Source organism: Amycolatopsis sp. lyj-23 (assembly GCF_046549135.1).
Classification (GTDB): Bacteria; Actinomycetota; Actinomycetes; order Mycobacteriales; family Pseudonocardiaceae; genus Amycolatopsis.
Window position 1 is genome coordinate 178,301 of record NZ_JAJPWN010000004.1, and the last position, 21,790, is coordinate 200,090.

The 21,790-nt window shown below is 68.1% G+C and carries 13 protein-coding genes; 8 read left to right on the forward strand and 5 right to left on the reverse strand.

The window, feature by feature from the left end:
- Positions 1 to 5 precede the first annotated feature (5 nt).
- Together ACLJPY_RS10185 and ACLJPY_RS10190 are read right to left on the reverse strand one after the other, a co-directional pair.
- Complete coding sequence (locus tag ACLJPY_RS10185; protein WP_410588272.1) at positions 6 to 1,301, reverse strand: acyl-CoA dehydrogenase family protein; 1,296 nt, start codon at positions 1,299 to 1,301, stop codon at positions 6 to 8.
- A gap of 97 nt (positions 1,302 to 1,398) precedes the next feature.
- Positions 1,399 to 2,202 (reverse strand): SDR family NAD(P)-dependent oxidoreductase, encoded by an 804-nt coding sequence (locus tag ACLJPY_RS10190; RefSeq protein WP_410587777.1) that lies wholly within the window; start codon positions 2,200 to 2,202, stop codon positions 1,399 to 1,401.
- Between the two features lie 100 nt (positions 2,203 to 2,302).
- On the opposite strand from ACLJPY_RS10190, the gene ACLJPY_RS10195 reads away from it, so the two are divergent.
- Positions 2,303 to 3,127 carry a helix-turn-helix transcriptional regulator gene (locus ACLJPY_RS10195; protein WP_410587778.1) on the forward strand — a complete coding sequence of 275 codons (825 nt, stop codon included), beginning with the start codon at positions 2,303 to 2,305 and terminating at the stop codon, positions 3,125 to 3,127.
- Here ACLJPY_RS10195 and ACLJPY_RS10200 read toward each other — a convergent pair.
- A complete protein-coding gene (locus ACLJPY_RS10200) occupies positions 3,122 to 4,327 on the reverse strand; it encodes a low temperature requirement protein A (RefSeq protein WP_410587779.1) in 1,206 nt (401 codons plus the stop codon). The genes ACLJPY_RS10195 and ACLJPY_RS10200 overlap by 6 nt on opposite strands.
- Before the next feature lie 147 nt (positions 4,328 to 4,474).
- Between ACLJPY_RS10200 and ACLJPY_RS10205 the strand changes: the two genes are divergently transcribed.
- The 4 genes from ACLJPY_RS10205 to fxsT (ACLJPY_RS10220) all read left to right on the forward strand — a co-directional run bounded on the left by ACLJPY_RS10205 (position 4,475) and on the right by fxsT (ACLJPY_RS10220) (position 12,472).
- Positions 4,475 to 5,350, forward strand: a complete 876-nt coding sequence (locus tag ACLJPY_RS10205; protein WP_410587780.1) for an effector-associated domain 2-containing protein — start codon at positions 4,475 to 4,477, stop codon at positions 5,348 to 5,350.
- Between the two features lie 115 nt (positions 5,351 to 5,465).
- Complete coding sequence (locus ACLJPY_RS10210; RefSeq protein ID WP_410587781.1) at positions 5,466 to 6,956, forward strand: effector-associated domain 2-containing protein; 1,491 nt, start codon at positions 5,466 to 5,468, stop codon at positions 6,954 to 6,956.
- Positions 6,940 to 8,031, forward strand: coding sequence for an AAA family ATPase (locus ACLJPY_RS10215; RefSeq protein ID WP_410588273.1), 1,092 nt, complete (start codon positions 6,940 to 6,942; stop codon positions 8,029 to 8,031). The genes ACLJPY_RS10210 and ACLJPY_RS10215 overlap by 17 nt, the downstream gene beginning before the upstream one ends.
- Position 8,032: 1 nt before the next feature.
- The gene (gene fxsT / locus ACLJPY_RS10220; protein WP_410587782.1) at positions 8,033 to 12,472 is read left to right on the forward strand and encodes an FxSxx-COOH system tetratricopeptide repeat protein; all 4,440 of its coding nucleotides are present in this window, start codon (positions 8,033 to 8,035) and stop codon (positions 12,470 to 12,472) included.
- Positions 12,473 to 12,494: 22 nt separating this feature from the next.
- Here the strand turns inward: fxsT (ACLJPY_RS10220) and ACLJPY_RS10225 are convergent, their stop codons facing one another.
- Together ACLJPY_RS10225 and ACLJPY_RS10230 are read right to left on the reverse strand one after the other, a co-directional pair.
- Positions 12,495 to 14,333: an aKG-HExxH-type peptide beta-hydroxylase gene (locus tag ACLJPY_RS10225; protein ID WP_410587783.1), complete on the reverse strand. Its 1,839-nt coding sequence runs from the start codon at positions 14,331 to 14,333 to the stop codon at positions 12,495 to 12,497.
- Positions 14,334 to 14,335: 2 nt separating this feature from the next.
- Complete coding sequence (locus tag ACLJPY_RS10230; RefSeq protein WP_410587784.1) at positions 14,336 to 14,533, reverse strand: hypothetical protein; 198 nt, start codon at positions 14,531 to 14,533, stop codon at positions 14,336 to 14,338.
- A 430-nt stretch (positions 14,534 to 14,963) separates the two neighbouring features.
- On the opposite strand from ACLJPY_RS10230, the gene ACLJPY_RS10235 reads away from it, so the two are divergent.
- The 3 genes from ACLJPY_RS10235 to fxsT (ACLJPY_RS10245) are packed head-to-tail and all read left to right on the forward strand — an operon-like array spanning position 14,964 to position 21,787.
- On the forward strand, positions 14,964 to 16,490 hold the full coding sequence (locus ACLJPY_RS10235; RefSeq protein WP_410587785.1) for an effector-associated domain 2-containing protein: 1,527 nt from the start codon (positions 14,964 to 14,966) through the stop codon (positions 16,488 to 16,490).
- Entirely contained in the window at positions 16,468 to 17,523 is a 1,056-nt protein-coding gene (locus tag ACLJPY_RS10240) for an AAA family ATPase (RefSeq protein ID WP_410587786.1), read from the forward strand. Before ACLJPY_RS10235 ends, ACLJPY_RS10240 begins: the two co-directional genes overlap by 23 nt.
- A gap of 1 nt (position 17,524) precedes the next feature.
- Positions 17,525 to 21,787: an FxSxx-COOH system tetratricopeptide repeat protein gene (fxsT, locus tag ACLJPY_RS10245; RefSeq protein ID WP_410587787.1), complete on the forward strand. Its 4,263-nt coding sequence runs from the start codon at positions 17,525 to 17,527 to the stop codon at positions 21,785 to 21,787.
- Positions 21,788 to 21,790 lie beyond the last annotated feature (3 nt).

The window sequence follows — 21,790 nt, forward strand, 5'->3', positions numbered from 1 at the left end:
AAAGCCTAGAGAAGGACGGCGCCTTCCATGACGCCGATGGCCCGCAGGTCCCGGTACCAGCGCTCGACCGGGTGCTCCTTGACGAAGCCGTGCCCGCCGAGCAGCTGCACGCCCGCGCTGCCGATCTGCATGCCCTTGTCCGTGGCCAGCTTCCGGGCCAGCGCGACCTCGCGGGCGTAGGGCTTGCCCTGCTCGGCGCGCGCCGCGGCGCGCAGCGTGACCAGCCGCAAGCCCTCCAGCTCGATCGCGATGTCGGCGACGGAGAACGCCACCGCCTGCCGGTGGCTGATCGGCTCGCCGAACGCCACCCGCTCGTTGACGTAGGGGACGACGTAGTCGAGGACGGCCTTCGCGGTGCCGGCGGCCAGCGCGGCCCAGCCCAGCCGCGACAGCCGGACGACCTCGGCGAAGACGTCCGCCTTCCCGCCGCCGAGCAGCGCGCCCGCGGGGAGCGAAACGCCCTCCAGGTGCAGCTTGCCGGTCGCGGCGCCGCGCAGGCCCATCGCCGGCTCGGCCTCGATGGACACCCCGGCGCTCGACGACTCGACGATGAACAGCGCCGGACCGCGGCCTTCGAGGTCGGCCGAGACGATGAACAGCTCCGCCTGCGCCGCCCGCGGGACCAGCGCCTTCACGCCGTCGAGCTGGTAGCCCTTCGGGGTGCGACGCGCCTTCGTCGCCGGCTTGAAGGGGTCGTACAGCGCTTTCTGCTCCTGCAGCGCGAGCGCGGCGGCCGGGACGTGCTCGCCGACGAACGCGGGCAGGTAGTCGGCCTGCTGCTGCTCGTCGCCCCAGCTGACCAGCGCGGTGCTCACCGCCGAGGGCGCGAGCACGGCCACGGCCAGGCCCATGTCGCCGTGGGCGAGCGCTTCCGCGACGAGCGCGTTGGTCACCACCGAGCGCTCGGTGCCGACGCCGCCCAGCTCCTCGGGGATGCCGACCAGGCTGATGCCCAGTTCGGCGGCCCGGCTCAGCAGTCCCTCGGGCGCCTGGAGCTTGGCGTCGGCGTCCGCGGCGGCCGGCCGCAGCTGCTCGGCGGCGAACTCGGTCACCGTCTCGACGATGAGCTGCTGGTCCTCGCTCGGCGTGAGGTCGAACAGCCCGGTGTCGGTGGCCGGCGCGAGCCGGGCGGGCTTCCCGAGCCTCTGCACGGACTTGAACGACCGGCTCGCCGCCCCGGCGACGCGGAAGCCGTTGCGGGTCCCCGCGGTGACCAGGCCTTCGAGGGGCTTGCGCAGCCCGGCTCGCTCGACGACCTTGTTCCCGGCCAGCCGGGTCAGCGCGGACAGGCCCCAGCCCATCGCGTCCCGTTTCCTTGGCGCAGCCATGTGGCCCTCCATCCCGTTACCTACTCGCGAGTAGGTTAACCCGGCGGGCGGGATCGCGCCAGTGCGGGGTTCATCCCCCAGTGAGCCGGGCCGACACCTCCCAGAGCCGGCGGGCCAGGTCGCTGTCCACGCTGCGCTGCCGTTCGAGCTTCGGCCGGCCGCCCGACCGGTCGCCGGGCCCGACGTAGGCGCCGCCCGGGACGTCTCCGGTGGCGGCGAACAGGATCGGCCGGGCCCCGTACTCGGGCTTCTTCTGCGCGATCACCGGGTAAAGCGCTTTCACCACGGCGGCGCGCACGCCGCGGAAGTGCCGGTCGAGCCCGGTCCGCGCGACACCCGGGTGCGCCGCGACGGCGAGCGTGTCCCGCCCGGCCTCGGAGAGCCGCCGCTGCAGTTCGTGCGTGAACAGCAGGTTCGCCAGTTTCGACTGGTTGTACGCGCCCAGCGCCGAGTACCGGCGGTGCTCCCAGTTCAGGTCGTCGAGCGGGAGCTTGCCCCGCCGCGCCAGGTTCGACGACACCGTGACCACCCGGCCGGTGACGTGCGGCAGGAGCAGGTTGGTCAGCAGGAACGGGCCGAAGTGGTTGACGGCCATGTGCGTCTCGAAGCCGTCGGCGGTCTTCGCGTGCGGCACGGCCATCACGCCGGCGTTGTTGATCAGGACGTCGAGGTCGCCCGCCCAGCCGGCCGCGAACGCGCGCACCGAGGCGAGGTCGGCGAGGTCGAGGCGCCGGACCTCGGTGTCGCCCGGCGGCGGCGTGACGCGGGCGGGGTCGCGGACGGCGAGCACGACGCGGGCGCCGGTGGCGGCGAGTTCGCGGGCGGTGATGGCGCCGAGGCCGCTGCCGGCCCCGGTGACGAGGTAAGTGGTCATGCGCTCAGCGTCGCCGGGCCGGGGAGGCCGCGGCAGAGTGCGCCGATCGGGGGATCGGTGATCCCTGGCACCGGGCGGACGGGCGCCGATAATCGAGGACGTGGACCGCACCGGACTCGCCGACTTCCTGCGCCGCCGCCGCGAAGCCCTGCGGCCGGACGACGTCGGGCTGCCGCCGGGGCAGCGCCGCCGCACGTCCGGCCTGCGGCGCGAGGAGGTCGCGGCGCTGTCGGGCATGTCGGCGGACTACTACACGCGGCTCGAGCAGCAGCGCGGGCCGCGGCCGTCGGAGCAGCTGCTCGCCGCGCTCGCCCGCGGCCTGCGGCTCACCCTGGACGAGCGCGACCACCTGTTCCGGCTGGCCGGCCACACCGCACCGACGCGGGTGTCGCGCGCGGACCACGTCAGCCCGGCGCTGATGCGCGTGCTGGACCGGCTGCACGACACGCCCGCGCAGGTGATGTCGAACCTCGGCGAGACGCTGGTGCAGAACCGCCCCGCCGAGGCCCTGCTCGGCACCGAGACCGGCCACCGCGGGCCCGCGCGCAGCGCCGTCTACCGGTGGTTCACCGACCCGGCGGAGCAGCGGATCTACCCGGCGCCCGATCGCGTGCGCCACGCGCGCTTCCTGGTGGCGAAGCTGCGGGCCGCCAGCGCGACCGACCCCCGCGCCACCGAACTCGCGCGGCTGCTGACCGCGAAGAGCGCGGAGTTCGCGAAGCTGTGGGAGGCGCACGAGGTCGCGGTGCCGTTCGAGCGGCGCAAGACGATCGTGCACCCCGGCGTCGGCGAGATCGCGCTCGACTGCCAGCTGCTCTTCACCGACGACCTCGGCCAGGTGCTGCTGGTGTTCACGGCCACGCCCGGGACTGAGGACGCGGAGAAGCTGCAGCTGCTGTCGGTCGTCGGTCCCGGATTGCTATGAGTGCTCGGCGTGCACCTTCCGCCGCCATTCGCCGAACCGCAGCCGCTCGAAGGCGATGAGCCCGAGCACGAGCCCGGCCGCGGCGAGCAGCAGCACGGCGGCGGGCACGTGTTCCAGGACCGGCGTCACCGCGACCAGGAGCACGCCGAGCACGAGCCGCTGGACGTTCCAGCTGCCGAGGTTGCGCTTGCGCAGGGCGCTCAGCGCGATCAGGTAGAGCGCGAGGCCGCCGGTGAGCGTCCAGATGGGGACGCCGTGCAGGGCTTCGCCGGGGGTGTGGTGCTCGGTGTCGGCGATGGAGAGGAAGGCCTTCTTGAGGCCGAGGGCGACCAGCACGATGCCGGCGATCAGCGGCAGGTGCAGGAAGGTGTAGGAGTCGGTGGCGAGCTTCGTGCGCTCGGTCCCGGTCGCCTGGGCGAGCCGGTGTTCGGACACGCGCGCGACGACGTCGAAGTAGGTCCACCACATCCCGGCGGCCAGCGCCAGCCCGCACACGGCCGCGCCCGCGACGAGCCACGACATCGGCAGCGCCCCGATCCCGATCCCGATCGCGACGATCGACTCCCCGAGCGCGATGATCACGATGAGCCCGAACCGCTCGGCGAAGTGCGCGGGCGAGTTCAGCCGCCAGCCCTCCGGCCCGCTGAGGTAGACGTTGAGGTAATCGATTCCCAAGGCGGCGACCCACAACCCGAGCTGCCACGGCCCGCTCAGGAAGGCGGCCACACCGAGCAGGACGACGCTCGGCAGCAGCCCGGCGAACATCTTGAGCAGAACCCGTTTCAAGGCGGGATCGTGCTGCGCGGCCCCGAGGTAGGCAACGAGGTGCAGCACCCGCACGAGCGCGTAGCAGCCGACGAACAACGCGGGCGCGTACAGCCCGCCGGGGTGGTCGACGAAGGCTTCGGGGATGGTCAGCGACACCAGGAACATCACGGCCATGGCCCCGAACATGGCCAGCCGGGCAATGCCGTGGTCGACGTGGATGGTGGTCCCGAGCCAGGCGTAGGAGCACCAGCACCACCACAGAACGGCGAGCATGGCCACCCCCTGCCCGACACCGGTGGGGCTCAGGTGATCGGCCATCAGCTGGGTGATCTGGGTGATGGCGTAGACGAAGACGAGGTCGAAGAAGAGCTCGATGGTGGAGACGCGGTGGTCCTCATCCGCGCTCACCAGGTCCAGGCGTGTCGTGGGCACGACGAATTATGGACGAAACAAGGTCAAGAAGGTCCGGTTTACGCGTAACGCTCTACGCGAACATGGCCGAGCGTGCATGGGTCTGGGACAATGAGCGAGGACGCGGGGAGGTGGGTCGTGCATTCGGCTGCGCACCACAAAACGATCATGGCTGTCGACATCGCCGGCTACAACGATCCGAAACGCACGACAGCGCATCGGCTCGTCGTCCACGACGGCTTCTGGAAGCTCATGCGCACGGCGTTCGCGGAGGCCGGGATCCCGTGGGACACCCTGTTCATGGAGAACACCGGCGACGGGGTGATGATCCACTTGCCCCCTGAGGTGGCGAAGGCGGACCTGGTGGCCCAGTTGCCCGACCGGATGCTGGCCGAGCTGCGCCGGTACAACGAGGTGCACGCCGCTGCGGCGAACGTGCGCCTGAGGGTGGCCCTCCACGCGGGTGAGGTGTACCAGGGAAGTCACGGAACGATCAGCGACGCGAACAGTTACGCGTTCCGCCTGCTGGACGCGGCGGAGGTCAAGGATGCGTTGAAGAAGTCGAAAGCCGCGCTCGCCTTGGTCGTGTCAAACACGTTCTACCAGGACGTCGTCCGCGCGGACCCGGCTGCGGACGCGCCCTCGTATCGCCGGATCCCCATCGAGAATAAGGAAACGAAGACCGAGGCTTGGCTGCGGCTGCTGGGCTTCGTTACGAACGGGTTCCCGGTGTTCGCGCCCGCTTCGCCCGCGGCTCCGGACTTTCCGGCGCTCGTGGAGGCGTTGCTCGCGGTGTCGTGCGTGCGCAAGTCGCAAAGCCGGCAACTGGTGCTGGAGTTGTTCCCGCGTCGGGAAATTGCCGATCTCGTGCCCCACCACGCCGAGGACCGCCTGCAAGTGATCGCGCTGGCGCGCACGTGCCTGCGCTTCGAGGGCGGCCTCGCGGCCTTGCTTGCCGCGGTCCGGACCGTCGAACCGGAATCACCGCAGGTGGTGGCGCTGGGCGCGATCATCGACGAGTGGCCTGAGCGACCAACGCGGTGAAGCAGCCAGCCCTGCTTTCCGTGGTGTCGCGCGTGTCAGGTTTTTGCCCTTTTGTGATTACGCCGAACAGGTAAACTCACGATCTTCGGTGCGCATCTCGGGGGTGGAGGTGAGGGTGAAGCAGGGGCATCCCGGCCTGGGTATCGCGGTCCGCAAGGCAGTGGTGGACGTGCTGGTGGTGGCCGGCTTCGCCGACGACAAATCCATACGCGCCCTGATGGTGAGCGAACTGCGGGAGGCGCTCGATCACCCGTTCACCTTTTCGGACCAGTTGACCGGGCGTGACCAATTGATCGAGATCGTTTCCGCGTGCTGCCGCCTCGCGGAAGGACTGAATGCCCTGGCGGACGTGATCGATTTCCTCCGTCCTGGCAGCAAGGAGTGCGCGGAGGTGCGCGCCCTCGTGACGTCGGTCCGGATGCACGAAGTAGTCCCCGAGGCTGAACAAGAGAAACTCCGGGAAAGGTTGACGGGTTTTGCGCCGCCGGGGCTCGGCATGGCGGTGCGCCGCGCCGCTCGCTACGTCTCGCCGCCGCCTCGCTATGACGATGCATCCTCGGCCTTCTCCGGGCTCGCCGATTTCAACGCCGGCCCCGGTGAGTTACCGCCATTGTTGATCTTTGTCGAACTGATCGCCGCCGAATGCGACGACGACCTCGCGGCCGAATTGCGTGCGTGGTCCGACGGGCAGGTGCGGCGGCTCCGCCTCGGGGACGCCTTGGGGCAGCTGCGAGCGGAACTGGCGGCTGTCCGTCCGGCTCCGGCCCGGCTCCACCTCTTGATCGCGGTGCGCCCGGATCCCATCGAGGAAGACTTGTATGAACTTTCCTGTTGGAGACAGGAAGATCCGGACGACTGGTTGCTGTCGGAGGGCGACGCCGAGCTGGTCCGCGAGAGCGAGTTGGAACGCCGCGTCGACGTGTTGATCGCTGAAACCGAACAAGCTTGGTCGGAGGTGATCTCCGACGTGGTGGTCGAGTTCGTCTTGCCGCGTGCGCTCTTGAACCTTCCCGTGCATTCCTGGGCGACTGAGCGTGCTTCCGGCGCGCCGAGGCCACTGTACCTCGGCTATCAAACCGTCGTGCGGTCCCTGGAACGGATGAGTGCTCCGCGCTGGCACCGCGTCTGGCGGAAGCGGTGGGAGTCGTGGGTCGGCGATTCTTCGTTCGATCGGGTGTATTTCTGCCAGGCTGAGGACCGGCGCGATCCACTTCGGCTCGAAGCGATATTGAGCAATGAGCAATGGGCGATGACCGTGTTGACCGAATCGCCGCCGGTCAGCGCGATCTCCGGGCAGGACGAGCTTTTGCCGGCGTTGCGGACCGGGGTCCCGGTCATCGTCTGGCACCCCACAGCCCCTTCGGAAGTCGTTCGTGAAGTGGTAGCGTGGTTAGCCGAAAGCAGGGGCGGATTGGGTGATTTGCCCGCTCTGGTAAGGGAGTCTCGGCTGGACGCGCTTCGGGATCCACCGTCGTCAGGCGATGGTGGAGCACTAACGGACCTGGTGGTGCTATGGGACGACCCAAATCGATTGCTTCCCATTGCGGAAACCGGGATCGTGGGGCACTCCGGAGGAGGTGTTGACCGAAGTGACCGAGCTTCCTGACCACCGGAGCGGCGGTTCACCGCATCCGGACAGTCCGCCCGATTGGTGGATTTACCGCGGGACCGGACGGCCGCTTCACGACGTCCGGCTGGCTGACCGGTTGCCGGATCCGCCGCCGTGGCGCACGTTCCGGGGGGCCACGCTCCCGGAGCGGGACGTCTTCCCACCGGATGACGGCGAGATCGAGCGCAAGCTGGGAACCGAGCTCAGTTACTCTGCACGGGATGTCGACCCGCACGAGGCGGAGATGGTCAACGCGGCGCTGTATTTGCGGCGGCCGTTGTTGGTGACCGGGCGTCCGGGAAGTGGCAAGTCGTCCCTGGCCTACCGGATTTCGCGAGAGCTCGGGCTGGGGCGCGTCCTTCGCTGGCCCATCACTTCGCAGACCACGTTGAAATCGGGGCTGTACGACTACGACGCGATCGGCCGCGTGCAAGCCGCCGCGGCATGGAAAGAACTTGGCGGTGCCGGAAAGGGGGCGCCGGGCGAGGTCCCCATCGGCGAATTCGTCCGGTTGGGTGAGCTCGGCACGGCTTTCCTGCCGCGACGGCTGCCGCGCGTGCTCCTGGTCGACGAACTGGACAAGTCGGAGTCGGACTTGCCCCATGACCTGCTGGGCCTGTTCGAAGACGGCGAATTCGTGATCCCCGAGCTGGCCAGGGATGCACGGCGTTCGACGTCGGCCGAAGTGTTCACCGCCGATCCCGGCTACACCGCCGAGATCCAGTACGGCCGGGTCCTCTGCTCGGCGTTCCCGATCGTGGTGATCACCAGCAACGGCGAACGGGAGTTCCCACCTGCGTTCCTTCGACGGTGTCTGCGGCTTGAGACTCGTGAGCCGGACGCCGGTCAGCTCGCGGCGATGGTTGCGGCACATGCCTTGGACGCAGAGGGCAGCCGCGCCGGGCTGATCGAAGACTTCATCGCGCGCAGCGCGGCCGTCGGGGGCCTGCCTGCGGACAAATTGCTCGACGCGGTCTTCCTGGCCACTTCTGGTGCCTACCGGCCGGAGGACGGAGCGTGGCCGCGGCTCGTCGATTCGCTCTGGCGGCAGCTCAGCCAGCAGGTGCCGTGAGATGCCGGAGCGGCCGGATCCCACTACGGGTGACCACGACCTGACGTGGACCGAACTCGGCGACGCCCTGTGGCTCACGGCGGCCATCGACGAGGTCTCGGCGCCGGCAGTTCGGCCGATGGTGCCTCCGGAACGGCCGGCCGCCCCGCTGCCGGAGCACCCGGAGAATCGGCGAGCGCGCCGCGAGCCGCGTCCGCGCGAGGCCGACGAACACCCGCTCGCACATACTGCGGATGAGAGCGAACCCGCTGGTGAACCCCCGGTAGCCGACCGACCTTCGTTCACCGCCGAAACTACGGGAAGTGGCGATTCGCTCGCACCGCAGGCTGGGAGATCCTCACCCGACGCGGGCCTTGCCGCCTCGACGCCGACGCCGGTTCTGCCCGGCGTCGCTGAGCTGGTCCGTGCTCTCCGCCCCTTCAAACGGAGGGTGTTTTCGAAGCTGGTGGACGACGTCGAGCTTGATGAAGACCGCACTGCGGAGGAAGCGGCGCAGACAGGGGCGTGGCTGCCGGTCACCAGGCGGCGGCGTGGTCGCTGGCTCGACTTGACGCTCATCGTCGACTCCTCCCCGTCGATGGCGCTGTGGACGCCGACCGTGAGCGCGTTCGTCCGGCTGCTGGAACGCTCGGGAGTGTTCAGGTCCGTTCGGGTCCGGCTGCTGGAGACCGGCAAGACCGGGACCGCCGAAGGGGGTGAGATCCTCGGCCCGACCCTGCGCGGTGGTACAGCCGACGCTCCCGCGCGCGGGGCAGGCGAGGTCATCGGCGCGTCGGATCGGAGTCTGCTGCTGGTCGTGACCGACGGGATCAGCGACGCGTGGCATCGAGACCTCGTTTCGCCGATGCTCGCCAGGTGGGGCCGGGTCATGCCGGTCGCAATCGTGCACTTGCTGCCGCAGCGTCTCTGGCTTCGTGGCGGATTGGGGATCCACCAGGCGGTGCTCAACCCGCCCGGGCCATTGCGGCCCAACAGCACTTACCGCGTGCGGTCGGCCGATGTGCTCTTGGAGCCGGCCGAGGCCGCCGAGTTCACCGTCGGTGCAGTCGCCCTGCCCGTGCTCGCGCTGCAGGACCGGTGGCTCGGCTGGTGGGCTTCTATGGTCACCGGAGTGGGTGGTATCGACCGCAAAGCCGCGGTGATGCTCGCCCGCGATGAGCCACGACCGGGTGATCGCGGTACGGGACAGCAGCCGGAACGGTCCGCACGGGAAAAAGTGAAGCAGTTTCAGAGTTTCGCTTCTCCGTCAGCGTTCCGGCTTGCGACGTTGCTGGCGGGGGTGCCGGTGGATGTCGGCGTTGCCCGGACCCTGCAGGCGGAGCTGATCCCGGGTTCCGGGCCCGGTCACCTTGCCGAGGTGTTCACGAGCGGACTGCTGGAACGGGTCCGGGACGGAACTCCGTGGGACCGCGTGCACTGGGAGTTCTCCGACCACGTCCGTCAGTTGCTCCTGCGAGGCGCGCGACGCTCGGACACGGCCCATGCGGTGATCAGCGCGTCGCGGCGCTTCGGTGACCAGAATCCGGTGCTGGCACGTCTGCAGGCCGCACTGGCAGCTCCGGACGCTACGCCTGACCCGTCGCTGCCTGCAGCGACTCCGGCGGACATCGCCCTCGAGCGTGACCTTATGCGTGCGCTATCCGGGCCTTATTTGTCCCGCGCGGACCGGCTGGAGGGTAGAATCGCGGCCATTGGTCAACGCGGCGGCAACCCAACGGCTAGGATTCCGGCGGTGAGTGACATCATGGCGCAGGAACTCAAATCAGCGGGTTCCTCGAGCAAGCCCGCAGCAGCCGCAGTCCAGCCTGACACCGAGAATGTCGATATACCGCCACCGGTTACCGAACCGTCTGCGGCCATACGGACTAAGATCGTCCGCGAGGTCGCCGATGTGACCAGCCGAAGCGAACGCCGCACCGGGGACGAGGCGCCACCCGTTTGGGGTGCAGTACCACCCAAGAACCCCAATTTCACTGGAAGGCGTGAACTGCTCGATCAATTGAGCGAACGCCTTGAAGCCGGGACGACAGCCGTCCTGCCTGCAGCATTGCACGGAATGGGAGGCATCGGCAAGACTCAGATGGCGGTGGAATATATCTACCGGCATCTGAGGGACTACGACATAGTTTGGTGGATCCAGGCGACCCAGGCGACCCAGATCCGCAGGTCCCTCACTGAACTCGCCCAGCACCTGCGGCTGCCCGGCGCCGAAGAAGCCATCACCGCCGTTCCGGCGGTCCAGGAGGCTTTGCGGCTGGGCCGTCCCTACCGGCGCTGGCTCCTGGTCTTCGACTCCGCCGAGGATCCGGCCATGGTGCGGCCGTTCTTCCCGGTGGACGGACCGGGGCAGATCTTGGTGACCTCGCGCAACCCCAGTTGGGCCGGTATCGCGCGGCCGCTGGAAGTCGCAGTTTTCCAGCGAGATGAGAGCAAGAACCTACTGGCGCTGCGTCGTTCCGAACTCGCCGACGCCGACGCCGACCTCATCGCCGAGAAGCTCGGCGACCTGCCGCTGGCCATCGAGCAGGCGGCCGCCTGGCTGGCCGAGACCGGGATGCCGGCGCAGGACTACCTGGCCCTGTTCGACGAGAAGGTCACCGAAATACTTGACACCGCCGCACCCAATGACTACGAAGTTTCCGTCGCCGCGGCGTGGAACGTCTCGTTCGACGAGTTGAGCTCCCGCAGCCCAGCAGCGCACCAGCTGCTCCAAGTCTGCGCCTTCTTCGCCCCGGAGCCCATCTCGCGCAGTCTGTTCACCGGGGTGCGCGAGGCATCCATTGCTCCAGAACTCGACGCAGCGTTGCGCGACCCCATGAGGCTCGGACGCGCGATCCGTGACGTCAACCGCTACAGCCTGGCGAAGATCGACCACCGCAGCAACACCCTGCTGCTACACCGACTGGTGCAACTAGTTCTGCGCGAGAGGATGAGCGACCAGCACCGGACGGAAATGCGTCACGGCGCACACCTGTTGCTGGCGAAACTGGACCCCAACGATCCGGCCTCAACTGAGACTTGGTCGCGTTACTTAGAAATTCTCCCGCACATCTATGATGCCGAGCTGACCGACTGCGACGATCCGTGGGCGCGTCAGCTGGTGATCAACCTGTTTATGTTCCTTTACCACTGGGGTGACCACGAGGGTGCACTCGCCCTCGCCGAGCGGGCTGTCAAGGCGTGGGCGTCCGATCGTGAGCAGCGTGCGGTCCGAGGCGAACAGCTGGCTGAAGACCCGCCACTGTTGGAACTGAACGCATCCAAACAGCTCGCGTTCCTCTACTGGGTGGTCGGACGGTACGACGACGCCACCAAGGTCGCCGATGACACGCTGGAGCGCTACAAGACAACCCTCGGGCCGGCCAGTGAGGAGACGCTGGGCGCGCAGCTCACTTACGCGCTCATCCTCAAGGCGCGGGGTGCCTTCTCCGAGGCCCGGCAGCGCAATGGGGAAATTTATGCCAATGCCCGCAACCTGTTCGGCGAAGACGACCCTGTCACCCTAGGCGCCGCGCACGATTTCATCGTCGCGCTCCTGCTGACCGGGGAGTACGCGGAAGCGCGCGAACTTGCTGAGAAAACCTACTCTCGCCGTGTTGAAACCTTCGGCTTCGACAACGTCGAGACGATCGCCACACAGGTACTGCTCGTACTCGCTCGTCGCGAACTCGGACACTACCCCTGGGCCAAGATCGAGATCGAGCGAATCGCAGAGCGAGCCGAACAACTCTTCGGTGGCGACAGCATCGGGACGTTGCGCCGCCGCTACTACCAATCGGTGTCGTATCGCAAGGACGGCGACCACGACACAGCGCTCGAACTTTCGAGCGACGCTCTGCGCAGGTTCCGCATCCGCTATGGCAACAGTCACCCGAACGCGATGGCCTGCGCACTCGGGCATTCCATCGACCTCCGGCATGCGCACAGGTTCGCGGAAGCCAAGGCACTCGGCGAGGAGGTTTACAACCTTTATCGGGAGAACCTCGGGGAAAGCCACCCGCACACGCTGTCGGCGCAGCTCGACCTCGGTGTGAGCCTTCGGCTCGGCGGTGATCCCGCGAGCGCGCGTGTGGTCGATGAAAAGGCGCGAGCCGGGTTGAGTGAGAAGTTGGGTGAGGACCACCCTCACACAATTGTCTGCGGGATCAACCTGGCCAGCGACCTTTTCGCACTCGACCGGGTCGAGGAGGCAGTCGCCCTTGATGCCGACCTCTTGGACCGATCCCGTCGTGTCCTGGGCGAAGACCACCCGACCACCTTGGCAGTGCAGCTCAACCGGTCGCTGGACCTGCGGGCCACCGGGCACACCACCGAGGCGGACGCTCTGTACGAGGACGTGATGACGCGGTACCGGCTGGTACTCGGGGAAGAACACCCGGGTACGATGTCGGCGTCCGACGGCGTCCGGGCGGACTGCGACATCGATCCGATGCCGTTGTAGGGAAATCCTCCGGTCGAGTGGTTCAGTGGGTGAACCGCCCCAGCCAGCCGGCGATCGCTTCCACGGGCGGAGTCGTTCCTGGCTCATCGCGCAGCAGGCGATGCACCGCCCGGACCAATTCCGGGCGGTGCAGCAATGCCCGTGACGCCGGTCCGGTGCTTCGCGCCGAAAGGGCGAGGCCCAGGCCGACCAGTGCCGACGGGTCGTCCGGGGTCACGGCGAGCAGGTCCCGGTACCCGGCTGCCGCTTCCGTCGCCCGTCCGGCGACGAAGTGCCTGTCTGCTTGCGTTGCACCCGGCACTGAAGACGCGTGCTCGGCGAACCGGATTGCACCGTCCGGACCCAGGAGAAGCCGGATCAGGTCTGTTCGAGCGTCCGGCCAATCCCCGTCCGGAACCGGCGTTGGCACCCGGGGTTCCGGCGGCCCGGCCACGGCACATCGGGGCCGCGAGAGCCCTTCCCGCCAGGCAGCTGCCAGTTCGGCGACCACGCCGGGGTCGGGACGCAAATGCCTTGTCCGCCAGACCGCGTAGTGGTCCCCGGCGACAAAGCGAGCCCACCTGCGGGGGCATGCGGCGACCGGTTCGGTCTGCCACGGCCGGAGTTCCACGGCAACGCCGTCGAGGAACCGGCGGCCGGCTGGGGTAATGCTCGAATCGGCGTGAACTGCGGTGAGTGTGCGCCAGACCTGCTCGCGCCACAGAGCGAATTCGAAAGCGGCGAGCTCGTGGCTGGGTTCGGCCGTGGCCAGAGCGCGCCAGAACGATGTCACACCGAAGAAAGCGTATATACCGTGGAGCACACCACCGATCGGGCGCGGATCCGAGCGCCACGGCGCGTATAGCCGTTCCCTCGGGTCGTCCTCGCTGATCCGCACGAGATGCAGCAGACCGCCCAAGCGGATGTGCTGGAACTCGTGGACGAGTGCTGCGGCGAGCGTGGCGGGATCCTCGCCATATGCGATTATCGCGCTGCCGAACGCTTCACCCGTCGAGGCACTCGGCAGGCGGAACGGCATGGCGGGCGCGGGCACGAGCGAGTCCAGACCTTCTGGCAAGGTCTGCGCGACGGCGGGCAGGTGCCGGACGAGCAGCTGCCAGGCACCGTCGAGCACCGTTCGCCACGATTCGACATCGATCGGGTGCAAGCGCTCCGGTTGCGTCGGCTCATAAAGCCCGCGATACGGATCCAGATCGTCTAGCCGGATCGCGAGCCGCTGCTCGCCGGCCCACAAAACCGTATTCCGGAGCCCGGACCACCCGGGTGCGTCGGTGGACGGGTGTTCGGGCAGGTGGACCACAGAGTGCCGGTCGTGGATTTTCACGACGCCGTGTGAACTCCGGACGGTGGCAACGGAAAACGGTGCCTCGGCCCGCAGGTGCGCCATCCCGAGCGTCGGTAGCACGGCGTTCCCGCGCCACACCGGCAGCTCCGTCTCGAACGTGATTCCGGCGCGGACGGCGGCCGCCGCGGCCAGGCAGTGCACGTACCCGAGATGGACCCAGAACGGGCAGACCCCGGTGACGTCTTGCTGGTAGAGCCGGGTTGTGTAGCCGGCCCAGGTTCCGGTGTACGGGTGGGAAAGAATCTCTTCGAGCTCTCGCGGCGCTGCCCGTTCGACCCTGGCCAGCAGTTCCCACGCCGTTTCCGGTGACGGCAGCGGGCGGTACAGGTCTTCGGACTTCGTGGCCACTTCGACCAGACCGCGCAACAACAGCAGTCGACGGCTTCGCTCGGCGGCTCGCAGTTTGCGCAGCAGGCCAGGGCCGCCATCGCCACGCGCGATTTCGTCGAAGTCCGTCCACAGCAGCTGGTGCCGGTCGAGTTCCGTGGCGTTGTCCGGAGATTCCGCTGCCTCCACGATCAATCGACCCGTTTCGCGCCGCCGCCGCTTCCGCTGGCGGTCACCGGGATGTGGGCGACGCGTTCCACCGCATGGCGTAGTGCCCTGCGCATTTCACTCCCATCCAGCGTGCGCAGCCTGGTGAGTGGAACGCCGCCGAGATCGACGAGTTCCGATTCGATTCCTTCTTCTGCGCCGGAGCGAGCTGCCTGCATCACGCTTTCCCTTCTCGCAGGGAGAACGGACCCCGTCGGCCCGTCTGCATTATCCCGCATTTCAGGCGGTTACAACAGGGACGGACGCAGTGCGCCGTCCAGGTGACGCAAACGGACGTCCGCCGCAGCCGGGTTCGCGCTCGCAGCCGCACGAGTGATTATAATCGATCGGTCTGCACGCGAAGATGCACCGGCTTTCGTGCGGGAAGGCAGGCGGCAGTGCCCGTCATCACGTGGAAGGCCACGCCGTCGCATGTCGTTGATTGATCGCAACTATCGGAGCTGCGCTGTTCGCCTGTGGCTGCCGGACTCCGCGAGTCCGGCAGCTCGCCCTCTTCCGCCATACCTTGTCCATCTTTTGCCCACTCCGACGCAGGGATCCGGTGGGTAAAATCACCGTTCCCGGGCTGCCGGGCGGGAGGTGGTTCGTCCAGTGTCGGCGGGAGAACGAACTTACGGATCGAGCCGTGAGCTGCACACCCCGTCGACGGTCCGCGTCGCGGTTCGGGAGGCAATCGTCAATCTCCTCGCCGACTCCGGGCTGGCCGCCGACCGGCTTAGCCGGTCGCTGTTGGTGGACTTGGTCCACGACAACCTCGGCTTCTCGTTGACGCTGTCCGAACACGCTACAGGACGAGATCAGCTGATCGACGTCGTGAACGCTTGTGCCCGGGCGGATGGCGGGATGCAGGCGCTCGACCGGGCCGTCCGCATGTTGCGACCGGGCTCTTCGGAAGCAGAGCTCCTCCATCGGCTCGTGCACGAACCGCGGATGCACGACCTGCTGCCGGATCCTGAACTGCTGTGGCTGCGTTCAGCGCTCGCCGGGGTCGCCCCGGCAAGGCTCGGGGCGCTCCTCCGCCGATCGGCTAGCCCCGCCGCGTGCCCGCCCGGCGATCCGGGCGATGCCTGGGAGGCGTTCTGCCTGCTGACCGAGCTCAACACGCCGGCACACGGCCTGCCGCCGGCGCTGACCTTCATTGAACTCGTCGCCGCCGAATGCCCACGGCACCTGGGTGACCAGCTGCGGGAATGGAACACTTGTCAAGCCCGGCGAGTCCAAGGTGAAACTCGTTTGCACGAACTACGCGCCAAGCACAGTCGCGACGCCGGAACCGGGCTGCGTCTGCACCTTGTGATCATGGTGGAAGTGGACGGCATCGACCCCGACCGGCACGTCGTTTCCCATTGGCGACAGGAAGATCCACGCGAGTGGCCTCCCGCCCGTGGCGGGATGGTCACCATCCATGGCGGGGACCTCGAGCACCACGTCGATCGGCTGGTCGTCGAAGCCGAACGTGCTTGGGCGGGATACCGCGAGGAAGTGGCGCTCGAGTTCATCTTGCCGCGGGCGCTGGTCAACCTCCCGGTCCACCGGTGGTGCAAGGAACACGAGACCGGGGATCCTCGGCCGCTTTCCCTCGATTACCCGATCGTCATCCGTTCCCTGGAAAGGATGTTCTCACGGCAGTGGCATCGCGCGTGGCGAATACGGTGGGAAGCGATGCTTGGTAGTCCCTCCGCTGAACGGGTGTATTACTGCCGGTCACAGGACACCGCGAAGCGTCATCGGCTCGACGCCATCCTCAGCGACGGACGGTGGTTGGTGATGGTGCTCGCCGGACCGCCGCCGGTGCATCCGCGTCCCGGGGAGGACGAGCTGGCGACGGGATTGCGGACGGGGATTCCGGTTCTGCTTTGGCACCCCAACGCGCCGGCCGAAGTGGTGCGTGAACTTGTCGGCGGACTGCTCGACGGTGGTGGACTCGGCGATCTTCCCGTACGGACCCAGGATTCCCGGCGTGCCGCGTTTCTCGAGGTGACGATTCCCGTGGACCTGCGGGCGGCCGACGACCTGGTGATCTTGTGGGACGACCCGAGCAGACTGATTTTCTTGGATGACCCTTACCTGTCGGATGTGACGCGGGAGAGTGCGGATGAACGGGGAAAAGCGTCCTGAACGGCCAAGCTGGTGGATCTACCGCGGCACCGGGCGTCCGCTCGGCGGTGGCACGCTCGCCGATCTGCTCCCACCCGCGCCACCGTGGCGTGCATTCGACGGCGGACCGTTGCCGGACGAGGACGTCGTGCCTCCGGACGAGGGCGAGGCGACCCGGCGCCTGGGGTCGGAGGATCGGCTGATCGCCAGGCACGCCGACTCGCACGAGATCGACATGGTCAATGCGGCGCTGTACCTGCGGCGGCCGTTGCTGGTGACCGGCAGGCCCGGCAGCGGCAAATCGAGCCTCGCTTACCGAGTCGCCCGCGAGCTCGGGCTGGGCCGGGTGCTCAGGTGGCCGATCACGTCCCACACCACGTTGAAGGCCGGCCTGTACACGTACGACGCTATCGGCCGTGCTCAGGCGGCCGGCACTCGTTCGGCCGCGAAGGAGGGCGACCATGAGCCGCCGATCGGCGAGTACCTCCGGCTTGGTGAGCTCGGCACGGTCTTTCTTCCCCGCCGGTTGCCCCGCGTACTGCTCATCGACGAACTCGACAAGAGCGAGGCAGATCTTCCGAACGACTTGCTGAGCATGTTCGAGGACGGCGAGTTCACCATCCCCGAGCTAGTGCGGATGCGCAGCCGGACCCGTGAGGTCGAAGTCTTCACGGCCGACCCCGACATGACGGCGACGGTCGTGGACGGCCGGGTCCGGTGCGTGGCTTTCCCCTTCGTCGTGATCACCAGCAACGGCGACCGTGACTTCCCGCCGGCCTTCCTCCGCCGATGCCTGCGGCTCGAAATCCAGGACCCGGACCTCGAACAACTGGCTGCAATGGTGGCGGCACACGCACTCGATCCCGGCGACTCCCACCGGTCCCGCATCATCGAGGAGTTCGTCAGCCGCAGCGATGCGTACGGCGGGTTGCCGGTCGACAAGCTGCTCGAAGCGATCTACCTGGCCACCTCGGGGGCGTACCACGACGAAGGAGATTCTTGGCCGCGGCTGGTGGACGCGCTCTGGCGGCAATTGAACGCCGTGGTGCCGTGAGATGGCTGGGGAGCCGTGGGAGATCCGGGTGGGGGAAGAGCCACTGTCGTGGAGCGAGGTCGCCGACGCGGTCTGGCTGGCAGCTGCGCTGCGTCGGCCGTCAGGGCAGCCGGACCCAGAACCGGAACCGCGCCCGCCGGCTCCGGAGCCGGCACCCGAGCTGCCGCCGCCACCCATCCGTGTGCCGAATCCCGGGGAGGACCGCCGGTCTGCTTCCGGTCCCGAGCCGGTGGCCAAGCGGCAACGGCATCGCGATGCCGGAGGGTTTACCCGGGACGTGCGCGGGGATAGCCGTCAGAGGGAGCCGTCGAACGGCCGGGCCCCGAAGCCGGGAACCATGCCCGGCAGCCCGGATATCCTCCGCTCCCTCCGGCCGCTGAAGCAGCTGCGTCCATCCACGCGAGAAGACGACCTCCAGCTGGACGAGGAATTGACCGCCGAGCAAGCGGTCCAGGACGGTCTCTGGCTTCCCGTGGTGAAGCCGGCTCCGACGACTCGTGTCCTTGACCTGACCGTGGTGGTGGACGCCGGAGCGTCGATGGCGCTGTGGCAGTCGGAAGTCACGGCGTTCCTGAAGCTGGTGCAACAGCTGGGGGCGTTCCGGACGGTCAGGATCCGATACCTCGAGACGGAGGCCCGCGCGACGGACGGCTCTCTCGTGCCGGTGCTGCGCGGTGGCACACCCGACGCACCGCAGCACAGTGCGGCCGAGCTCCTCGGCTGGTACGGCGACCGGCTCATGTTGGTGCTCACCGACGGCTTCGGCGAAGCATGGCGGCGCGACCTCGTTTCGCCGTTGCTCGCACAGTGGAGTAGAGGCATACCGGTCGCATTGGTACAACTGCTGCCGCAGTACATGTGGAAGAAGGGCGGTCTGCCGCTGCATCGAGCCCTGCTCGCCTCGCCTGGCCCATTCCGGCCCAACCGCCGTTACCGGTTCGAGCTGCCAGATGCTTGGATGACCATGGCGGAACCGGAAAAGACGATCGCCGGCGCGGTGCCCGTCCCGGTCCTCGAGCTGGAGGGCCGGTGGTTCAGCTGGTGGGTACGCTTCATCTCGCGCACGGTCACCGAGGCGGTTCCGGGGACGGTCCTGCTCGCCCGCGACCAGCCGCTGCCCGAGCCGGTAGGTGACGAGGCCGCCGCGCCCCTATCGGCCGAAGAGCGGGTCCGGCGGTTCGTAGGTGCTGCCACACCGCCTGCGTTCCGCCTCGCGACGCTGCTGGCCGCAGTACCGGTCAGTCTGTCGATCGCACGGTTCGTCCGAGCAGAACTCGTTCCCGAAGCCGGCACGGCACAACTCGCCGAAGTGTTCACCAGCGGGCTCCTCTCTCCACCCGAGACGGGAAAGGCCTTTGAAGATGACGCCGTTTTCGATTTCCCAATCCCGGTTCGAGAGGCACTGCTCGCGGCCGGACGACGAGCGGAGACCGTGCGGGTGGTCGCCTCGACCGGACAGCGGTTCGGCGAGCGGCACCCTGTGCTGCTGAAGATGGCCGACGCACTCGCCGACCCCCATCACGCCGCCCTGCCAGACGAGGCGGCGGACATTTCCCTCGAGCGCGTCGTCATGCGTGCACTCTCGGGGCCGTATGCCTGGCGAGCCGAACGCCTGCAGGAGCGGGAGCACGAGCTCGCCGCGGCGGAAGACAGCCGGGATGTCGTGGCGGAGGACGGTGCGGTCCCGCTCGGCACCGCCGAGCCGGGCTTGGCGACGAAGCGGCTGGTCGAGGACGTCCGAGAAGAAGTGGCCACCTCCCTACGCCGGGTCCGGCGGATTACCACCGACGCCCCGGTCGTCTGGGGGGCGGTGCCGGCGCGCAATCCGGAGTTCGTCGGCCGAGACGAACTGCTCGACCACCTCACGGCAAGCCTGCGGCCGGTGGGTCGCACGATCCTCCACGGACCCGGGGGCCTCGGCAAGACCCAGATCGCCGTCGAGTACATCTATCGGCAGCTGCGCGACCACGATCTCGTCTGGTGGGTCAGTGCGCCCCGGGAGTCCCAGATCCGCGCTTCCTTGACCGAACTCGCCCGGCAGCTGCGGTTGCCGGGCGCCGAAGAGACCCTCACCGCGGTCCCCGCCGTCCTGGCGGCGCTGCGCACGGGCAAGCCCTATCGCCGCTGGCTGCTCGTCTTCGACGCGGCCGATGATCCCGAATCGCTCCTGCGGTTCTTGCCCACTGACGGGCCGGGCCGGACATTGATCACCGCACGGGACGCCGCTCCCGACGACTTCCCCGCCGAGTCGATCGTCGTCGGCCGATTCGCCCGGACGGAGAGCATCGAACTCCTGCGCCACCGAGACTCCGCGGTCGCGGCCGTGGAGGCTGATGTATTGGCGCGGAAGCTGGGCGATCTGCCGATCGCGCTGGCGCAGGCCGCGGCGTGGCGGGCCGAAACCGGCATTCCGGTTGCCGAGTACATCCGGCTGCTGGAGGAAAAACTGGCCGAGATCCTCTCAACGTCTCCGCGGACGTCCGACGACGAGATCGCCGCGACGGCCGCCTGGAACGTTTCTTTCGACGGCATCGCGACCCGCAATCCGGCCGCACACCAGCTGCTCCAGGTGTGCGCGTTCTTTGCGCCCGAACCGATTTCTCGCAGCCTGTTCGCCGGGGTTCGGGGCGTATCGATCGCCCCGGAGCTGGACACCGCGATGCGGGACCCCGACCTGCTGGACCGGGCGCTGAGGGACATCAACCGCTACCGGTTGGCAAAACTGGACCACCGCAGCGGTGCACTGCTTCTGCACCGGCTCGCGCAACTGGCGTTGCGGGCCCGGATGTCTGAAGATACCCGGGCCGGGATGCGCCACGGTGCCGCGCTGCTGCTGGCCAACCTGGACCCGAACGCCCCTGAGATGGCTCCGCTGTGGCCGCGTTACCAGATGGTGCTACCGCACGTGCGGCACGCCGGACTGATCGACTGCGACGACCCATGGGTTCGGAGGTTGCTGCTCAACCTGATGAAATTCCTGTACGTCTCCGGTGATCATGCCGGGGCGCTGGCGCTGGCGGAAGAAGCCGCGACTGCCTGGACGGACCGGTACGGCGCCGAAGACGCCCAGACTCTGGCCGCATCGGAGCATCTTGGGCGCATGCTGTGGGTGCTTGGTCGGTACGAGGCGTCGTCGGAGGTCTGTAGCCGAACCTTGCACCTCTACCGGCGAATCGCTGGACCGGATTCGGAACAGGCCCTACGGGCGGAGACCCTGGTGGCTGTCGGGCTGAAGGCCAATGGTGACTTCTTCGCGGCACGGGATCTCAACCGGAGGACTTACGAAAAGGCCCGCTCCCTGTTTGGCGACGACGACCCGTCCACATTGGCCGCAGCTCACGACCTCGTTGTGTCGTTGTTGCTGACGGGAGAGTACGAACAGGCACGCCGGCTCAGCGAGGACACCTACGAACGCCGGTCCGAGATATTGGGTTACGACAACTGGAAAACCATCCTCACCCTCAATATCATGGTCATCTGCCGACGCGAACTCGGCGACTACTCTTGGGCGCGGATCGAGCAGGAGAAGGTCGTGGAGCGCGTGCGCGGTCTGTTCGACTCGGACACGGACGGCGTCATCCGTCGCGATTACCACCTCGCGGTAGCGCAGCGGAAGGACGGTCACCACGAGGCCGCGTTGCACTTGTCCGGCAGCGCGCTGGAGCGCTTCCGGCGAAAATACGGGCCAGACCACCCCAATGCGCTGGCCTGCGCACTGGCCCATTCTCTGGACCTACGCAACGCGGGTGAGCTCGCTGCCTCACGCGAACTCGGCGAGCAGGTACTGGCGCTGTACCGCGCCAACATGGGCGATCGGCACCCGCACACCCTGGTGGCCGATGCGGACGTCGGGGCGACCCTGCGCCTGCTCGGGGACCCGGCGGCGGCGTTGAGCCGGGACGAAGGGGCGCTGACTGGGCTGCGGGACCGGCTCGGCCCGGCCCATCCACACGTCCTGGCGTGTTCGATCAACGCCGCGAACGACTGGTATGCACTCGGCGACGTGCAACGTTCCCTGCGGATGAACACCGAAACCCTGGCGCGGCTGCGGCGGGCCCTGCCGGACAGTCATCCCGTGACGCTCGCGGCGCGGCTCAACCGGGCTCTCGACCTCGAGCGGCTCGGTCGCATCCGAGAGGCGGTCAGCCAGCACCAAGAGGTGCTCGGCGCGATCGATCGGACGTTCCGACGTCACCATCCCGCGATCGCCGCCGCGGAAAAGGCCGTGCGTGCGGAGTGCGACATCGATCCGATGCCGCTTTGACTT

What these genes read in the sequence shown, in the direction of transcription:
- ACLJPY_RS10185 (WP_410588272.1), bottom strand. Translation starts at nt 1,301, where the DNA reads ATGGGCTGGGGCCTGTCCGCGCTGACCCGGCTGGCCGGGAACAAGGTC.
- fxsT (WP_410587782.1), top strand. Translation starts at nt 8,033, where the DNA reads ATGCCGGAGCGGCCGGATCCCACTACGGGTGACCACGACCTGACGTGG.
- ACLJPY_RS10205 (WP_410587780.1), top strand. Translation starts at nt 4,475, where the DNA reads ATGGCTGTCGACATCGCCGGCTACAACGATCCGAAACGCACGACAGCG.
- fxsT (WP_410587787.1), top strand. Translation starts at nt 17,525, where the DNA reads ATGGCTGGGGAGCCGTGGGAGATCCGGGTGGGGGAAGAGCCACTGTCG.
- ACLJPY_RS10240 (WP_410587786.1), top strand. Translation starts at nt 16,468, where the DNA reads ATGAACGGGGAAAAGCGTCCTGAACGGCCAAGCTGGTGGATCTACCGC.
- ACLJPY_RS10190 (WP_410587777.1), bottom strand. Translation starts at nt 2,202, where the DNA reads ATGACCACTTACCTCGTCACCGGGGCCGGCAGCGGCCTCGGCGCCATC.